General features: G+C 74.6%; 15 protein-coding genes. 11 read left to right on the top strand and 4 right to left on the bottom strand.

Annotated features, from left to right (window positions below; genetic code table 11):
- Positions 1-177: 177 nt before the first annotated feature.
- Positions 178-1,224: an NlpC/P60 family protein gene (locus tag ACFWJ4_RS21100; RefSeq protein ID WP_380545973.1), complete on the top strand. Its 1,047-nt coding sequence runs from the start codon at positions 178-180 to the stop codon at positions 1,222-1,224.
- A 182-nt stretch (positions 1,225-1,406) separates the two neighbouring features.
- Positions 1,407-2,438 (top strand): hypothetical protein, encoded by a 1,032-nt coding sequence (locus ACFWJ4_RS21095; protein WP_380545971.1) that lies wholly within the window; start codon positions 1,407-1,409, stop codon positions 2,436-2,438.
- Here ACFWJ4_RS21095 and ACFWJ4_RS21090 read toward each other — a convergent pair whose 3' ends face one another.
- Positions 2,439-3,809 (bottom strand): glycosyltransferase 87 family protein, encoded by a 1,371-nt coding sequence (locus ACFWJ4_RS21090; RefSeq protein ID WP_359897078.1) that lies wholly within the window; start codon positions 3,807-3,809, stop codon positions 2,439-2,441.
- 214 nt (positions 3,810-4,023) lie between these two features.
- Between ACFWJ4_RS21090 and ACFWJ4_RS21085 the strand changes: the two genes are divergently transcribed.
- Entirely contained in the window at positions 4,024-5,160 is a 1,137-nt protein-coding gene (locus ACFWJ4_RS21085; RefSeq protein ID WP_359897079.1) for a glycosyltransferase family 4 protein, read from the top strand.
- Positions 5,161-5,246: 86 nt separating this feature from the next.
- Here the strand turns inward: ACFWJ4_RS21085 and ACFWJ4_RS21080 are convergent, their stop codons facing one another.
- Complete coding sequence (locus ACFWJ4_RS21080) at positions 5,247-7,040, bottom strand: AMP-dependent synthetase/ligase (RefSeq protein WP_380545969.1); 1,794 nt, start codon at positions 7,038-7,040, stop codon at positions 5,247-5,249.
- Positions 7,041-7,377: 337 nt separating this feature from the next.
- Here ACFWJ4_RS21080 and ACFWJ4_RS21075 point away from each other — a divergent pair, with 337 nt between their 5' ends.
- The 5 genes from ACFWJ4_RS21075 (at position 7,378) to ACFWJ4_RS21055 (ending at position 11,661) form a co-directional block, all read left to right on the top strand.
- A complete protein-coding gene (locus ACFWJ4_RS21075) occupies positions 7,378-7,812 on the top strand; it encodes an SRPBCC family protein (protein WP_359897082.1) in 435 nt (144 codons plus the stop codon).
- 26 nt (positions 7,813-7,838) lie between these two features.
- A complete protein-coding gene (locus ACFWJ4_RS21070; RefSeq protein WP_380545967.1) occupies positions 7,839-9,011 on the top strand; it encodes an ArsA family ATPase in 1,173 nt (390 codons plus the stop codon).
- A gap of 139 nt (positions 9,012-9,150) precedes the next feature.
- Positions 9,151-9,579, top strand: a complete 429-nt coding sequence (locus tag ACFWJ4_RS21065) for a DUF5304 family protein (protein WP_380545965.1) — start codon at positions 9,151-9,153, stop codon at positions 9,577-9,579.
- Between the two features lie 191 nt (positions 9,580-9,770).
- Entirely contained in the window at positions 9,771-10,715 is a 945-nt protein-coding gene (locus tag ACFWJ4_RS21060; protein WP_359897088.1) for an ROK family glucokinase, read from the top strand.
- A 127-nt stretch (positions 10,716-10,842) separates the two neighbouring features.
- Positions 10,843-11,661 (top strand): endonuclease/exonuclease/phosphatase family protein, encoded by an 819-nt coding sequence (locus ACFWJ4_RS21055; RefSeq protein ID WP_380545963.1) that lies wholly within the window; start codon positions 10,843-10,845, stop codon positions 11,659-11,661.
- On the opposite strand, the gene ACFWJ4_RS21050 is transcribed toward ACFWJ4_RS21055, so the two are convergent.
- Together ACFWJ4_RS21050 and ACFWJ4_RS21045 are read right to left on the bottom strand one after the other, a co-directional pair.
- Positions 11,658-12,404: a hypothetical protein gene (locus tag ACFWJ4_RS21050; protein WP_380545961.1), complete on the bottom strand. Its 747-nt coding sequence runs from the start codon at positions 12,402-12,404 to the stop codon at positions 11,658-11,660. The genes ACFWJ4_RS21055 and ACFWJ4_RS21050 overlap by 4 nt on opposite strands.
- 10 nt (positions 12,405-12,414) lie before the next feature.
- Positions 12,415-13,209: an alpha/beta fold hydrolase gene (locus tag ACFWJ4_RS21045; protein WP_359897094.1), complete on the bottom strand. Its 795-nt coding sequence runs from the start codon at positions 13,207-13,209 to the stop codon at positions 12,415-12,417.
- 201 nt (positions 13,210-13,410) lie between these two features.
- Between ACFWJ4_RS21045 and ACFWJ4_RS21040 the strand changes: the two genes are divergently transcribed.
- Genes ACFWJ4_RS21040 through ACFWJ4_RS21030 form a run of 3 tightly spaced genes read left to right on the top strand, consistent with a single transcriptional unit; the run spans position 13,411 to position 16,212 of the window.
- Entirely contained in the window at positions 13,411-14,244 is an 834-nt protein-coding gene (locus ACFWJ4_RS21040) for a lysophospholipid acyltransferase family protein (RefSeq protein ID WP_380545959.1), read from the top strand.
- A gap of 49 nt (positions 14,245-14,293) precedes the next feature.
- Positions 14,294-15,520, top strand: coding sequence for a MacS family sensor histidine kinase (gene macS, locus ACFWJ4_RS21035; RefSeq protein ID WP_380545957.1), 1,227 nt, complete (start codon positions 14,294-14,296; stop codon positions 15,518-15,520).
- Positions 15,517-16,212: a response regulator gene (locus tag ACFWJ4_RS21030; protein ID WP_380353246.1), complete on the top strand. Its 696-nt coding sequence runs from the start codon at positions 15,517-15,519 to the stop codon at positions 16,210-16,212. Before macS ends, ACFWJ4_RS21030 begins: the two co-directional genes overlap by 4 nt.
- The last annotated feature ends 134 nt before the right edge of the window (positions 16,213-16,346 follow it).

Raw genomic sequence — 16,346 nt, 5'->3', positions numbered from 1 at the left:
TGCGGCTTTTCCCGAGGGCCGATCAAATGTCCGACAACAGCCTGAATATTCGGGTTGGCAGGGGTTTGGACTCGCTTGCCCTGACTCGCTAACGTCTGCCACCGGACTCCCGCTCGACGGCCGCCCGTCCTGGTGCGGCGGCGGGAGCCGCGCCGCAGGATTGGAGCCGCTGCCGCCATGCCCGTGCACCGCCGTTCCCAACTGCTCGCCCGGGCGCTGGTGCTGACCGCGGCCGCCGCCACCGCCCTGGGTGTGGCCGCCGGAGGCAGCGCCCAGGCCGCCCCCGGCAGCCCCGACCCGGGCGACCGCCAGGACGTCAAGACGCAGGTGGAACAGCTGTACGACGAGGCCGAGCAGGCGTCCGAGAAGGCCAACGCGGCGCAGGAGGCCCAGCGGCGGCTCCAGGGCGAGACCACGATCCTCCAGGGCGAGATCGCCGTGGCCCAGGACCAGCTCAACGGGCTGCGGGGCGACCTCGCGACGGTGGCCGGGGCCGAGTACCGCGGCGGCGGGATGACCCAGACCGCCCAGCTCATCCTCTCGCCCGACCCGGAGGGCTACCTGTCCCGCGCCCGCGCCCTGGGCCAGGCCGCCGCGCGCCAGCAGGAGACCCTGCACGAGCTGGTCGCCCAGCAGCGCCGGCTCGACCAGCGCCGGACCGAGGCGGCCGGCAAGCTCGACGAGCTGGACCGGACCCGCCGCTCGCTCGCCGACAGCAAGCAGCAGATCCAGCAGCGGCTGGCCAGGGCGCAGAAGCTGCTGAACGGTCTGGGCGCCGCCGAGCGGGCCCGGCTGACGGTCCAGGACGCCCGGGACGCCGAGCAGCGCGCCACCCGGGGCACCGACCGGCTGGACCTCGGCACCGCCCCGCCCGCCTCCGAGCGCGGGGCCGCCGCGCTGGCCGCCGCGGTGCGGATGATCGGCTCCCCGTACGTCTACGGGGCCACCGGCCCGTACGCGTTCGACTGCTCCGGTCTGATGTACTACAGCTGGCGGCAGGCCGGAGTGACCCTGCCGCGCACCTCGCAGGCCCAGGCGTACGCCGGGCAGCGGGTCAGCCTGTCCGAAGCGCGACCGGGAGACCTGGTGATCTTCTACCGGGACATGCACCACGTCGGCATGTACGCCGGCGGCGGCGTGATCGTGCACGCCCCCCGCCCGGGAGCCAAGGTCCGCTACGAGAGCGTCACCGCCATGCCGGTCTCCGGGGTGGTCCGGCTCTGAACGCCCCGCCGTCCGGCCCCGCCGACCCCACTGGCCCCGCCGGTATATCCGGCTCCCGCCCCCGCCGGACGCTGTCCCGGCGGGGCGCGCTGCTGCTCGCGGCCGGTGGGCTGGCCCAGCTGTCGCTGCCTCCCGCCGCCCCGGCGGCGCCCGCGGCCCGCTCGGCGGACCGGCACGCCGAGGTGGCCGCCGCGCTGGCGGAGCGGGCGCGTTCGGCGCCGCCGTGGGCCGGGCTGCCGGTGGCCGGGGCGGGGTACCGCAACCTGGTGCTCGCCGCCTCCGGCGGGCCGGAGCGGCTGACCGCCGCCGCCGAACTGGCGGTGCGGATCGCCGGGTACGACGAGTACCCGGTGGTGTACCCGCGCCGGATCGAGCTGGTCCGGGCCGGCGACGGCTGGCGGGTCGAGCGCGAGGAGAGCGCGGGCGGCCCGCCCGCGCCGTGGGACTTCGGGCCGCTCCGGTCGGCTCCGGGAGCGAACTGCCTGGTGGTCGGGCCGGCCGCCGGGCCCGACCCGGCCGAGCTGGCCGCGGTGGGGGACCGGGCGGTGCCCGCCGTCACCGAGGTCTGGGGCGGCGCCTGGCCGGAGCGGCTGCTGCTGGAGCGGCCCGCCACCGAGGAGCAGTTCGCCCGGCTGCTGGAGGGCGACCCGGACGGCTGGACGGGCATGGCGGCGGTCACCGTGGCCGCCCCGGGCGCACCGTGGCACACCCCGGCGGACCGGGTGCTGGTCAACCCGGAGGTGTACGGCCGGCTCAGCGACTTCGGCCGCCAGGTGGTGATCACCCACGAGGCCACCCACGTCGCGACCAGGGCCGACACCCGGGCCTGGACCCCGCTGTGGCTCTCCGAGGGCGTCGCCGACTGGACGGCGTACCGCGACTCGGGCCGCAGCCCGCAGCAGGTCGCCCCCGAGCTGGCCCGGGACGTCGCCGCCGGGAGGACGCCCACCGCGCTGCCCGCCGACCGGGACTTCGCCGCCGGGGCCACCGGCATCGCCCAGGCCTACGAGCAGTCCTGGCTGGCCTGCGAGCTGATCGCCCGCACCCACGGGCCGCAGCGGCTGGTCGCCTTCTACCGCGCGATCGGCGCGGCCGACGGGCAGGGCGAGGACCGGGAGCGCCGCACCGACCGGCTGATGCGCCGCGAGCTGGGCGTCGGGCTGGAGGAGTTCACCCGGCAGTGGCTGGCGCGGATGGCGGAGCTGAGGGGCTGATCAGCGGCGCTGCTCGGCCGGGGCGCCCGGGTGGTCGATGCCGTCCAGCAGGTCCTGCTCGTAGGCGATGCCCGGGCGCACCGGGTAGCCGGCGGACGGCAGCGCGGCGGGCTCGCGGTCCAGCACCACGGTCGGCGGCAGCGGCGCCTCCCCGCGGGTCGAGCGCCAGAGCCGGACGCAGGAGAGCACGGCCGCGGCCAGCAGCAGCAGGTTGCGCGCGGCCAGCACGGTGACCGCCACCGGGTCGCTGGCCAGCACCTGGGTGAACATGGTCGGGAACTCGACCAGGGTCAGCGGGCAGGCGAGCAGGATCAGCACCGCCACCGGCCGCTGGCTGCTGTTGCGCACGGTCAGGCAGACCGCCGCGACGCCGACCAGCCAGACCAGGTACTGCGGGCTGATCACCCGGCTGGTCACCACGAAGATCAGCAGCGCGCACAGCGCCGCGTCGTACATGGTGGCCGCGCTGCGGCGCTTGGAGGTGTAGCGCCACAGCAGCAGCCAGGCGAAGCCCAGCACGGTGCCGGCCATCATCACCTTGCTGATCACGCTCACCCACGGCCCGAGCATCTCGGGGGAGCCGTAGTTCATCGTGACCCGGCCGTCCCAGCCGCCGGCGAGCCGGGCGAAGTGCAGCGGCAGCGCGCCGAGCGACTCGACCTCGATGCCGCGGTCCTTCTGGAAGGCCAGGAAGTCGAAGGCGCCGTTCATCCCGGCGGCCAGCAGGAAGCCGATCGAGACGGCGGTGGCGCCGGCCAGTGTCCAGGAACGGCGGGTGCGGCGGCCGGAGGGGGTGCCGATCAGGCCGAGCAGCGGCCAGATCTTGACGATGCCGCCCAGGCCCAGCAGCAGCCCGCCGACCGCCGGGCGGCGGATCAGCGCCAGCAGGCCGGCCAGGGCGACCGCGGTGACGATGACGTCGAAGCGGTTGTAGATCATCGGGCCGAGCAGCGGGACGCCCACCACCCACATCCAGGCGCCGGTCAGCGCCCGGCCCCGGCGCAGGCCGGTGCGCACCAGCAGCGCGGCCGCGGCGGCGTCGGCGATCCCGCAGATCACCCAGAACGAGACCAGGTACGACCAGGGCAGCAGGCCCGGCAGCAGGATCACCAGGGCGGCGCCCGGCGGGTACTGCCAGGTGACGTCGTCGAAGGGGAAGGTGCCGGTCTGGAGCACGCCGTACCAGGCGTGGTAGATCATCCAGACGTCCGCCGTGACGTCGCCGCCGGGCGCCTTCAGCACGCCCGTCGCCAGCAGCACCAGCAGCGCGCGGGTGGCGATCCAGGTGGCGCCGAGCGCGGCGAGCGCCCCGAGCGGGCGGCCGAGGCGGCCGCGTGAAGAACCGGGCTCGGTGGCCGGGGCCAATTCCACTGCGCTCCCTCGTTCGTCTCGGACGTCCCCACCGGAGGCGTCGTGGAGACGGACGCCCGGGCCGCGTCGCACTGCGGCCTAGGTACTAGGACTGACCCGGGGGTCAAACGGTTGCCGTGCGCGGTTCCGTTCCCGGCGGGTCATGGTGTTGACCTATCGTACGGATCACCCAGCGGTACACCGCGCACCCCCCGACCGAGCGAGCCGTGGCCTGATGCACAGAACCTTGATCGTCACCAATGACTTCCCGCCGCGCCCCGGTGGCATCCAGGCCTTCGTGCACAACATGGCCGTCCGTCAGCCCGCAGGCAGTGTCGTGGTGTACGCCTCGACCTGGCGGGACGGCAGCGAGGTGGCCCGCTTCGACGCCGAGCAGCCGTTCCCGGTGATCCGGGACCGGACGAAGGTGATGGTTCCCACACCGCGGGTCACCCGGCGGGCCGCCGAGATCCTGCGCGCGGAGAAGTGCGACTCGGTCTGGTTCGGCGCCGCCGCGCCGCTCGGGCTGATGGCGCCCACGCTGCGCCGGGCCGGGGCCGGGCGGCTGCTCGGCATGACCCACGGCCACGAGGCCGCCTGGGCCCAGCTGCCGGTCTCCCGGCAGCTGCTGCGCCGGATCGGCGCCGGCACCGACGTGCTGACCTACCTGGGCGAGTACACCCGCTCCCGGATCGCCGCCGCGGTCGGGCCGCAGGCGGCGGCCCGGATGGTCCAGCTGCCGCCGGGCGTGGACGAGACGACCTTCCACCCGGGCTCCGGGGGCGCCGAGGTGCGCCGCCGGCTCGGGCTGGCGGACCGGCCGGTGGTGGTCTGCGTCTCCCGGCTGGTGCCGCGCAAGGGCCAGGACACCCTGATCGAGGCGATGCCGCAGATCCTCGCCGACGTGCCGGACGCGGTGCTGCTGATCGTCGGCGGCGGCCCGTACCGGGCGGACCTGGAGAAGCTCGCCGACGCCACGGGCGTGCGGGACTCGGTGCGGTTCACCGGCTCGGTGCCGTGGGAGGAGCTGCCCGCCCACTACGGGGCCGGGGACGTCTTCGCGATGCCGTGCCGCACCCGGCGCGGGGGGCTGGACGTCGAGGGCCTGGGCATCGTCTACCTGGAGGCCTCGGCGACCGGCCTGCCGGTGGTCGCGGGGGACTCCGGCGGCGCACCGGACGCGGTGCTGGAGGGCGAGACCGGGTACGTGGTGCCCGGCGGCTCGGCCCCGGCGGCGGCCGAGCGGATCGTGCGGCTGCTGCGCGACGAGGAGCTGCGGCGGCGGATGGGCGAGGCCGGGCGGCGCTGGGTGGAGCGCTCCTGGCGCTGGGACCTGCTGGCCGGGCGGCTGACCTCGCTGCTGGCCGGGTGACGCCGACGGGCCCCGCCACTTTCCTGGAGCGGCGGGGCCCGTCCGGCGCCGGCGGTCGGGCCGCGTCGGGCGGCCGCTTCCGGCGGCTACTTCCGGTAGAGCGCCTCGATGTCGGCCGCGTAGTCCTTCAGCACGACGTTGCGCTTGAGCTTGAGCGAGGGCGTCAGGTGGCCGCTCTCCTCGGAGAACTCGGTGTCCAGCAGCCGGAACTTCTTGACCGCCTCGGCGTGCGAGACGGCGGCGTTGCCGTCGTCCACCGCGCTCTGGAGGGCGGCCAGCAGGTCCGGGTCGTCGGCGAGGTCGGCGACGGTGGCGCCGGCGGGCTTGCCGTTGAGCTCCTTCCACTTCGGGAAGAAGTCCGGGTCGACGGTGATCAGGCAGGCGATGAAGGGCTTGCGGTCGCCGACCACCATGACCTCGCCGACCAGGGCGTGGGCCCGGATCCGGTCCTCGATCACGGCGGGGGCGACGTTCTTGCCGCCGGCCGTGACGATGATCTCCTTCTTGCGGCCGGTGATGGTCAGGTAGCCGTCGGAGTCCAGCGAGCCGAGGTCGCCGGTGGCGATCCAGCCGTCCTTGAGGGTGTCGGCGGTGGCCTTCGGGTTGTTCCAGTAGCCGGTGAAGACGTGCGGGCCCTTGAAGAAGACCTCGCCGTCCTCGGCGATCCGCACGGAGGAGCCGGGCACCGGCTGGCCGACCGTACCGATCTTCTGCTTGTCCCACGGGTTGAAGGCGGTGGCCGCGCAGGTCTCCGTCAGGCCGTAGCCCTCCAGGACGGTGAAGCCGATGCCCCGGTAGAAGTGGCCCAGGCGCTCGCCGAGCGGGGCGCCGCCCGAGATGGCGTAGCTGGCCCGGCCGCCGAGGGCGGCGCGCAGCTTGCCGTAGACCAGCTTGTCGAAGACCGCGTGCTTGAGCCGCAGCACCAGGCCGGGGCCACCCGCGTCCAGCGCCCGGCTGTAGGCGATCGCGGTGTCGGAGGCCTTGTCGAAGATCTTGCCCTTGCCGTCGGCCTGGGCCTTGGAGCGGGCGGTGTTGTAGACCTTCTCGAACACTCTGGGCACGCCCAGGATCAGGGTCGGCTTGAAGGAGGCCAGCTCGGCGGTGACGTCCCGGATGTCGGAGACGTGGCCGAGCTTGATCGGGGCCATCGCCGGGGCGATCTCGACGAGCCGGGCGAAGACGTGGGCCAGCGGCAGGAAGAGCAGGACCGAACTCTCGCCGGTGTTGAACATCGGGGCCAGGCGCTCGACGACGTTGCCGCACTCGGCCAGGAAGTTGCCGTGGGTCAGCTGACAGCCCTTCGGGCGGCCGGTGGTGCCCGAGGTGTAGACGATGGTGGCGATGTCGTCGGGGCCGGCGATCCGGCGGCGCTCCTCGATCGTCGCGTCCGGGACGTCCTGTCCGGCCTCGGCCAGGGCGGCGATCGCCCCGCCCTCGATCTGCCAGGTGTGCTTCAGCTCCGGCAGCCGCTCGCGGACCGTGCCGACCACCCGGACGTGCTGGTCGGTCTCGGTGATCACGGCGACCGCGCCGGAGTCGCCGAGGATCCACTCGACCTGCTCGGCGGAGGAGGTCTCGTACACCGGCACGGTGATCGCGCCGGCCGTCCAGATCGCGAAGTCCAGCAGCGTCCACTCGTACCGGGTACGGGACATGATGGCGACCCGGTCACCCGCCTCGACACCGGCGGCGATCAGGCCCTTGGCGGTGGCGTGAACCTCGGCCAGGAACTGGACCGACGTCAACTCCTGCCACTGGCCGTCCACCTTCCGGCTGAGCACGGCGAGATCCGGGTGCATCTCGGCGTTCCGGTGCACCGGGTCGGCGAGGTTGCCGTTGCTCGGTACCTGGTAGAGGGCCGGAAGGCTGAAGTCGAGCAAGACTGCTCCTCGTACGCGACGCTGCGGGACGGCAGGACGTTACTGCCCGGTAGGCAGCTTCGACCAGAGGGGTCGGCTCCGGTGTTCGAAGTGTCACACCCGGCCGGGTCGGACCAGGCCGTGACCGGGTCGTTCGAATGGCACCCTACGACAGAGCAGGGCGACCGGCCGGTAACATGCCCTGCCGCCCGGCGGCCGCCCGCACCACGGCCGCCCGCCGGGCACGGCCCGCGCCGCCGCGCCGCCCGCCGGGCGCGATAGCCTGCTCCGGGCGGACCGGGCCGAGCGCGCCCCGGCCGGACCGGCAGGCAGAGGGACGAGGCGGAGGGCCATTCCAATGGCGGAGCACACCAGGTCGAGCATCACCATCGACGCGACCCCGGCCACGGTCATGGCCGTGATCGCCGACTTCGCCGCCTACCCGGCCTGGACCGGGGAGGTCAAGGAGATCGAGGTCCTCAAGGCCGGCGAGGACGGCCGCGCCGCCGAGGTCCGGCTGCTGCTCGACGCCGGCGCCATCCGCGACGAGCACGTCCTCGCCTACACCTGGGACGGCGACCGCGAGGTCTCCTGGACCCTCGTTCGCAGCCAGATGCTCCGCTCGCTGGACGGCTCCTACACCCTCGCCCCGCTGGCCGGCGGCCGCACCGAGGTGACGTACCAGCTCGCCGTGGACGTCAAGATCCCGATGCTCGGCATGATCAAGCGCAAGGCCGAGAAGGTCATCATCGACCGCGCCCTGGCCGGTCTGAAGAAGCGCGTCGAAGGCTGACACGACCGAACGGGGGGCCGGACGGCATGACGGCGACACGCACCATCCTGATCAGCGGTGACTCGGGGGCTCCCACGGTGGCCGCCGCCACCGCCCTGCACGCCGCCCGGCGCGGCCACCGCACCTGGCTGCTGGCCGCCGACGACCCGCACCGCGCCCTGGACTCCGCCCTCGGCACCCGGCTGGAGCCCGAACCGCTCCTCCACGCACCGGGCCTGACCGTCTCCCGGATCGACGAGCAGGCCGCCTTCCGCTACGCCGTCGGCGAGCTCACCAGCCGGCTCAAGCCCGCCCTCGACCTGCTCGGCGCCGAACAGCTCGACCCCGAGGAGCTCACCGCCCTCCCCGGCATCGCCCGGCTCGCCCTGCTGCGCGCCCTGCCCGCCGCCGACCAGGACGTCCTGGTCGTGCTCGCCCCGCCGCCCGCCGAGCTGATCGCCACCCTCGCCCTGCCCGAACAGCTCGCCCGCTACCTGGACCGGCTCGTCCCCGAGCAGCGGCAGGCCGCCCGGGCGCTGCGCCCGCTGCTGGCCGGGCTGGCCGGTGTCCCGATGCCCGCCGACTGGCTGTACGAGGGGCGCACCAAGGCCGTCGCGGCGCTCGCCGAGTCCCGCGCCGCGATCACCGGCCCCGGCACCAGCGTCCGGCTGGTCGTCCCGGCCGACGGCCACCCGTACCGCGAGCTGCGCCGGATCCGGGCCGGACTCGCGTTGCACGGGCACCGGCCGGACGCCGTGGTGGTGCACGGCACGTTGCCCGGGGCCGCCGTCTCCTCGCCCGACCCCTGGCTGGCCGCCCTGGCCCGCCGCCGGCAGGAGGAGTTGACCGCGCTCGCCGCCGAGACCGACGCCCCGGTGCTGGTCACCGGCCTGGCCGACGCCACCCTGGAAGCCGTCGCCGACCGGCTCTACGGGGACGGGGACGGGCCCGAGCGGCTCGCCCCCGGGCCCTGGCCGGTCGAGGACCGGCTCGCCGAGGAGGGCCTGCTGGTCTGGCACCTCGACCTGCCCGGCGCCGACCGCTCCGAACTGGACCTGGTCCGCCGGGGTGACGAACTGGTGGTCGGAATCGGCACCCACCGCCGGGTGCTCACCCTCCCGTCCGCGCTGCGCCGCTGCACGGTGGCCGGGGCGGGGCTGCACGACGGGGTGCTCTCGGTGCGGTTCGCGCCCGACCCGGCGCTCTGGCCCCGGGGCTGACGGGGGTTCGGCGGCGCTTCAGCGGCGCTTCGGCGGGAGTCCGGCGGGGGTCCGGCGGCTTTTCGGGCCGCCCGGCCGGTCGGGTAGCGTCGGGCCCAAGGGGCCGCGGGGTGCGGCCACGGCTGAGGAGGCGCCCGCGATGACCAGCACCGACGACCGCACCGAGCCCGGAGGCCGGCCGGACGGCGAGCAGGACGGCGAGCAGGGCGGCCAGGGGCACCCGTTCGGGCCGGAGCTGGGCCCGCTGGTGGACGAGGTGCGCCGGTTCGCCGGTGCGCTCGGCGACAAGGCCCAGGAGGCGAGCGCCACCACCCTGATCACCCTGTCCGGGCTGGCCGACCGGCTGCGCACCCAGCAGCCGGAGGTCTACTCCCACCTCGCCGCGGCCGGCACCGGGCTCGCCGCCGCGGGCGCCGAGCTGCTGGCCGCCTACCGCGCCGCCGTGGCCGGGCACGAGAGCCGCTGGACCGCCGGGCAGGGCGCGCCGACCGAGAAGATCGACCTCGACCTCGACGGCGACCTCGGCCGCGATGTTGACGAGGCTGACGGGTCGTCCGTCAAGCAGTGAAACCGTGGCTTTCGGAGGGTGATCGCGTTGCTCTCGTACGTCACGAAGAAGGAGATTAGATACGACTTTTGAAGCGTCGCGGCCAGGCTGTCCCAGGATTGTCTTCGGATAATGTATGCGAGGCTGTGTACGGGGGCCGGGTTGGGCGGTAGCGTTCCGTCCAGCGGAACGAGTGAATAGCTGAGGGACACATGGCTCTGACCATCGGCGTCGATGTCGGCGGGACCAAGATCGCGGCAGGCGTGGTCGACGAGGCGGGCGCCATCCTGGCCCGGACCAGGGTGCCCACCCCGGCCGACCCGCAGTGGGCGGTCGACGCCATCGCGCAGGCCGTGCGCGAGCTCAAGGAGGAGCACCCCGGTGTCACGGCGGTGGGCGTCGGCGCCCCCGGGTTCGTCGACAGCAACCGCTCGACCGTGATCTTCGCTCCCAACATCGACTGGGAGAACGAGCCGCTGCGCGGCCGGATCGAGGAGCTCACCGGCCTGTCCACCGTCGTCGAGAACGACGCCAACTGCGCGGCCTGGGCCGAGTTCCGCTTCGGCGCGGCCGCCGACCACCGCGACATGCTGCTGATCACCGTCGGCACCGGCATCGGCGGCGGCATCGTCCTGGACAACCGGCTGCACCGCGGCCGCTTCGGCGTGGCCGGCGAGATCGGCCACCTCAACATGGTCCCCGACGGCCTGCTCTGCGGCTGCGGCGGCAAGGGCTGCTGGGAGCAGTACGGCTCCGGGCGCGCGCTGCGCCGCTACGGCCGGGAGAAGGCGGCCGCCGACCCGCAGCGCGGCCACCGGATGCTGGAACTCAACGACGGCGTGGCCGAGACCATCCGCGGCATCCACATCACCCAGGCCGCGGAGGAGGGCGACCCGCTCGCCCTGGAGTGCTACGCCGAACTGGCCGACTGGCTGGGCCGCGGCATGGCCGACCTCGCCGCACTGTTCGACCCGGGCGTCTTCGTGCTCGGCGGCGGCGTCTCCGACTCCGGCCGGCTGCTGCTCGACCCGGTCGCCAAGGCGTTCGAGCACTACCTGACCGGCGGGGTGCACCGCCCGCGCGCCGAGGTCGTGCTGGCCTCGATGGGCTCCGCCGCCGGCATCGTCGGCGCGGCGGACCTCGCCCGCACCGCCTGACCCCCTCCGAGCCCGCCGGCGGCGGTGCGACCGGGCCCCGACCGATCCCGGACGCACCGCCGCCGTCGCACGTCCCGGCCCGGCCGCGTACGGTCGGATCGATCCGGTGACCGCCCAGGGGAGGACCATGAGCGCCGCGACCACGACCACCGCCATGACCGGGACCGCCGCGCGGGCCGAACCGCTGCCGCCGCCCGGCCCCGGCCGGCTGCGGCTGCTCAGCTACAACATCCGCTCGCTGCGCGACGACCGGCGGGCGCTGGCCCGGGTGATCCGGGCCTGCGAGCCGGACGTGGTCTGCGTCCAGGAGTCCCCGCGCTACTGGCGGCCCGAGGGCCAGGCCGCCTGGCTGGCCCGGAGCACCGGCACGGCCGTGCTGGCCGGCGGCGGCCGCACCGCCGCCGGCCCGCTGCTGCTCGGCCGGCCCGGCGCGGTGGAACTGCTGGAGGTGCACGACCGGCTGCTGCCCAAGACCCGCGGCCTGCACGCCCGGGGCTTCGCCGGCGCGCTGCTGCGGCTGCCCGGCACGGAGCCGTTCAGCGTCACCAGCTGCCACCTCAGCCTGGACCAGGAGGAGCGGTACGGGCAGTTCGAGCTGCTCCTCGACCAGCTCGCAATCGCCGAACTCGGCGTCGTGGCAGGGGACTTCAACGAGCACCCGGACGGGCCGGGCTGGCGGCTTCTGGCCTCGCGGCTCCAGGACGGGTACCCGACCGCGCCCTGGGGAGGCGAGTTCACCTCCGTGCCGGAGCGCCCCTACCAGCGGATCGACGCCGTCTTCGCCACACCCGGGATCACCGTCCTCGGTTGCGGGGTGCCGCACGGGCTGCCCGGCGTCACCGAGGCCGACCTGCGGGCCGCGACCGACCACCTGCCGGTGCTCGCCGTCCTCGAACTGCCGACGAGCCGGCCGGGCGGCCGGCCGGGTGGTCGGCAGGTCGGCTAGACGACCGCGCCGTGGTCCGGGTCCTCCGGCTCGTCCTCGTCGCGGTCCTTCATCCGCGCGACCAGGGTCACGAAGCCGCCGAGGAAAGCGGTGATCCCGACCCAGGCGGGCCAGCCGGAGATCTCCCGCCAGACCACCGCGTCGACCAGCAGCAGCGCCGGGCCGCCGAGCACCGCCAGCCAGGCGAACTTGGCGGTCACGTCGGCGGCCGGCAGCGGCGGGGGCTCCGGCGGGACGAAGTGCCCCTCGTCGGTCTCCTCGGCCAGTTCGAAGTCGCGCGGGCCCGCGCCGCCCGCCGGCATCACCGGTCGGCCGGAGCGGGGGCGGGGCTGCGGGGCGAGGTCGGCCAGGTCGTCCTGGTCGCCGCGGCCGCCGGCGCCGCCTTCCTTGTAGCCGCCCTTGAGGTCGTTCTGCGCCCGGAGGTTCTCGACCTCGGGCCAGTTCGGGTTGTTGAGGTCGACCGGGTCGTCGAACTGTGCCACCAGGGCGGCGAAGATCGCGTCCTGCTCGGCCTGGCTGCGCTCGGGCGCCCGGCGCGGACGGCGTTCGGCGGTGTCGCCCGCGGCCTCTCCCGCGGAGCCTGCGGCGGCGTCCCGGCCGGGCGGGGGCGTCGCCGTGCCCTCCGGGCCGGTACGGTCCGTCGGCGCACCGCCCGGGGTGGCGGCGTCCGTCCCGCCGTCCTTGGTCGCGCCGTCCTCGCGGGGAGTCTCGTCCCCGCCGCCCGCCGTGCTGCTCTCGTGCACTTCCGGCCCTTCAGCCATGGTGATCGTCGGATTCGACCCGGGTGACGCCCGCCGCGTGCGCGGGGGCCAGCCGTTGGATGAAGTCCTGGCCGGCCGCGAATATTTCCGCCGCGTCGTGGTCCAGCGTCGCGACGTGGAAACTGCGCTGGCACAGCCGCTCCGTCACGTCCGTCGAGGATATCCGGGCCAGTACCAGTTCCGAGTTGGCCGGCGAGACGACGTGGTCCTGCGGGCTGTGGAAGAGCAGCACCGGCTGGGTCACCTCCGGCAGCAGCCGCTGGACCTCCCGCCACAGCCGGCTCAGCGACCAGGCGGCGTGCAGCGGGGTGCGGTCGTAGCCGACCTCGACCGCACCGGCCCGGGCGATGTCGTTGGCGACCCCGGGCAGGCTGGGCAGCAGGTGGCGCAGCACCGGCAGCAGCACGCTCGCGGGGGTGTCCGAGCGCACCGACGGGTTGACCAGCACCAGCCCGGAGACCGTCGGCCCGTGCAGCGCGGCGAGCCGCAGCGCCAGCGCGCCGCCCATCGACAGGGCGCAGACGAAGACCTGCTCGCACTCGTCGGCGAGCGCCAGCAGCTCGCGCTCGACCTCCGCGTACCAGTCCTCCCAGCGGGTGAGCTGCATGTCCTGCCAGCGGGTGCCGTGCCCGGGCAGCAGCGGCAGCGAGACGGTGAAGCCGGCCGCAGCCAGTTCGTCGGCCCACGGCCGCAGCGACTGCGGCGACCCGGTGAAGCCGTGGCAGAGCAGCACTCCCACCGGCCCGCCGGTGTGGCGGTACGGCTCGGCACCGGGCAGCAACGGCATGGCGGACTCCTTCGCGGGCGGGTGGCGCTGGGGGAGAGGACGCTGGAGGGGGAAGTGCTGCGAAATCGCATCGTCCCACGCTCCGCGCCGGGTCGTACACCCCCTGCGAAGGGGCCGGGCGCGGTCCGTACGGCGGGGGCGGGCACAGCGGACGGCCGCGGGGCATTAGGATCGACCGGTCCGCATAACAGGAGGCCCGGGTTGTTCTACCGACTGATGAAGATGATCGTCGCGCCACTGCTTCGGATCTTCTTCCGGCCCTGGATCGAGGGCGAGGAGAACATCCCCACCGAGGGTGCGGCGATCATCGCGAGCAACCACCTGTCCTTCTCGGACTCGTTCTTCTTCCCCGCCCTGATCAGGCGCCGGGTCACCTTCATCGCGAAGGCCGAGTACTTCAACACCCCGGGCCTCAAGGGCCGGCTGACCGCCGCGTTCTTCAAGGGCGTCGGCCAGCTGCCGGTGGACCGCTCGGGCGTGCGCGGCGCCGGTGAGGCCGCGATCCGCAGCGCCATCGCGGTGCTGGACAGCGGCGAGCTGTTCGGCGTCTACCCGGAGGGCACCCGGTCGCCCGACGGCAAGCTGTACCGCGGCAAGGTCGGCGGCCTGGCCCGCGTCGCGCTGGCTACCGGCGCCCCGGTGATCCCGGTCGCCATGATCGACACCGAGAAGGTGCAGCCGCCCGGCCAGGTGATCCCCAACTTCGGCATCCGCCCCGGCATCCGGATCGGCCGCCCGCTGGACTTCTCCCGCTACCACGGCATGGAGAACGACCGCTTCATCCTCCGTTCGGTGACGGACGAGGTGATGTACGAGATCATGCGGCTCTCCGGCCAGGAGTACGTGGACATCTACGCGACCGCCGCCAAGCGGCAGATCGCGGACGACAAGAAGAAGGCCGACGCCGAGCGCCGGGCCGCCGCCAAGGCGGAGAAGGCGGAGGCCGCCGAGGCCGAGAAGGCGGAGAAGGCCGCCGAAGCGGAGAAGGCCGCCGAGGCGGGCACCTCGGAGAAGCAGCAGGAGAAGCCGGAGTAGGCGTCCGGACGGCCGCTCGGCCGCCCGGACGGGCCCAGGGGAGGGGCGGATGACGGACGACGGGGGCAGAGCCGGCGCGGTCGGAGGCACGGTGGCGGCCGGCGGCATGTCCGTCGAACTCCCGCTGTGGAAGGCGATCTCCTACTTCCGGGTGCTGGCCCTGTGCTACGCCCTGCTGCGGTACTTCAACTCGTACCTGCACTTCCTGCACCCGGTGGCCGGCTGGATCTTCCTCGGCGCGCTGACCCTGTGGACCCTGGCCAGCACCCGGGCCTTCGCCAACCCGCAGCGCTGCACCTGGTACGTCCTGGGCGCCGACCTCACCCTCGCCGTCACCGGCATCGTGATGAGCGGCATGACCGACTCCCCGGCCCGGATCAGCCACGGCGCGCCCACCCTGCCGACCATCTGGGCGGCCGGCACGGTGCTGGGCTTCGCCGCGAAGGGCGGCTGGCGCCCGGCGGCGGCCTCGGGCTCGGTGATCGGCGTCGCCAACATCCTCGGCCACGGCGGGCCGACCGGCGACAACATCCACAACATCGTGCTGCTGATGGTGGCCGGCTGCGCGATCGGCTACGTGATCGAGCTGGCCCGGGCCAGCGAGGCCACCCTCACCCGGGCGCTCCAGGTCGAGGCGGCCACCCGGGAGCGCGAGCGGCTCTCCCGCGACATCCACGACGGCGTGCTCCAGGTGCTCGCCCTGGTCCAGCGGCGCGGCGCGGAGCTGAGCGAGCGGACGGCCTCCGGCGCGGACTTCGCCGAGCTCGGCCGGCTGGCCGGTGAGCAGGAGCGCGCGCTGCGGGCGCTGATGACGGGCGGTCCGCTGCCGGCGCGGCGCGCGTCGCGGTCCGACGCCGCCGAGCCGCCGGACCCGCACGCGCCGTGCGACCTGACCGTGCTGCTGCGCCCGTACGCGGACGAGCGGATCACGCTCTCCGCCCCCGGCACCCCGGTGCTGCTGCCCGGTCAGGCGGCGGGCGAGCTCGCGGCGGCCGTCGGCGCGGCCGTCGACAACGTGCGCAAGCACGCGGGGGAGCGGGCCCGGGCCTGGATCCTGGTCGAGGACGAGCCGGAGGTCGTCACGGTCGGCATCCGCGACGACGGGCCCGGCTACGCCCCGGGCCGGCTGGGCGAGGCCGAGCAGGCGGGCCGGCTCGGCGTCTCCCAGTCCATCCGCGGCCGGCTGCTGGACCTCGGCGGCACGGCCGAGCTGTACTCGGCGCCCGGGGAGGGCGTCGAGGTCGAACTGCGCGTCCCGAGGAAGGCCACTCAATGACCAGCCAGCCGATGACCGATCAGCCGACCGCCGACCGGCCGGTGCGGGTGATGGTGGTGGACGACCACCCGATGTGGCGGGACGCCGTCTCGCGTGACCTCGCCGAGGCCGGACTGGACGTGGTGGCCACCGCCGGCGACGGCGAGGAGGCCGTGCGCCGGGCCCGCGCCTGCACGCCGCAGGTGGTCGTGCTGGACCTCAACCTGCCCGGCCTGCCCGGTGCCGAGGTGTGCCGCCAGGTGGTCGCGCACGACCCGGCGGTGCGGGTGCTGGTGCTGTCGGCCAGCGGTGAGCACCAGGACGTGCTGGAGGCGGTGAAGTCCGGCGCGACCGGCTACCTGGTGAAGTCGGCCGGGCGGGAGGAGCTGCTGGACGCGGTGCGCCGTACGGCCGTCGGCGACGCGGTGTTCACCCCGGGCCTGGCCGGCCTGGTGCTCGGCGAGTTCCGCCGGCTGGCCGCCGAGCCGGCCCCGGCCTCGGCGCCGGCCGCCCCGCGGCTGACCGCCCGGGAGACCGAGGTGCTGCGGCTGGTGGCCAAGGGGCTGTCGTACCGGCAGATCGCCGACCGGCTGGTGCTGTCCCACCGGACGGTGCAGAACCACGTGCAGAACACGCTCGGGAAGCTGCAGCTGCACAACCGGGTGGAGCTGGTCCGGTACGCCATCGAGCAGGGCCTGGACGACGAGATCTGAGGGTCCGGCAGCGGCTGCGGCGCGGCCCCGGGCGGGTACGCTTGGGTTCTAGGGATCGTTGCAACACCCCAGTTCAAGGGGTGCGATGGACTTCGAGATCCGCAAGGACCGGACCGGGCGGGGACGACGGAAAC

The sequence above is a fragment of the Kitasatospora sp. NPDC127067 genome (assembly GCF_042724755.1).
Lineage (GTDB): Bacteria > Actinomycetota > Actinomycetes > Streptomycetales > Streptomycetaceae > Kitasatospora > Kitasatospora lactacystinica.
This window is presented reverse-complemented; position numbering and strand designations above follow the sequence as displayed.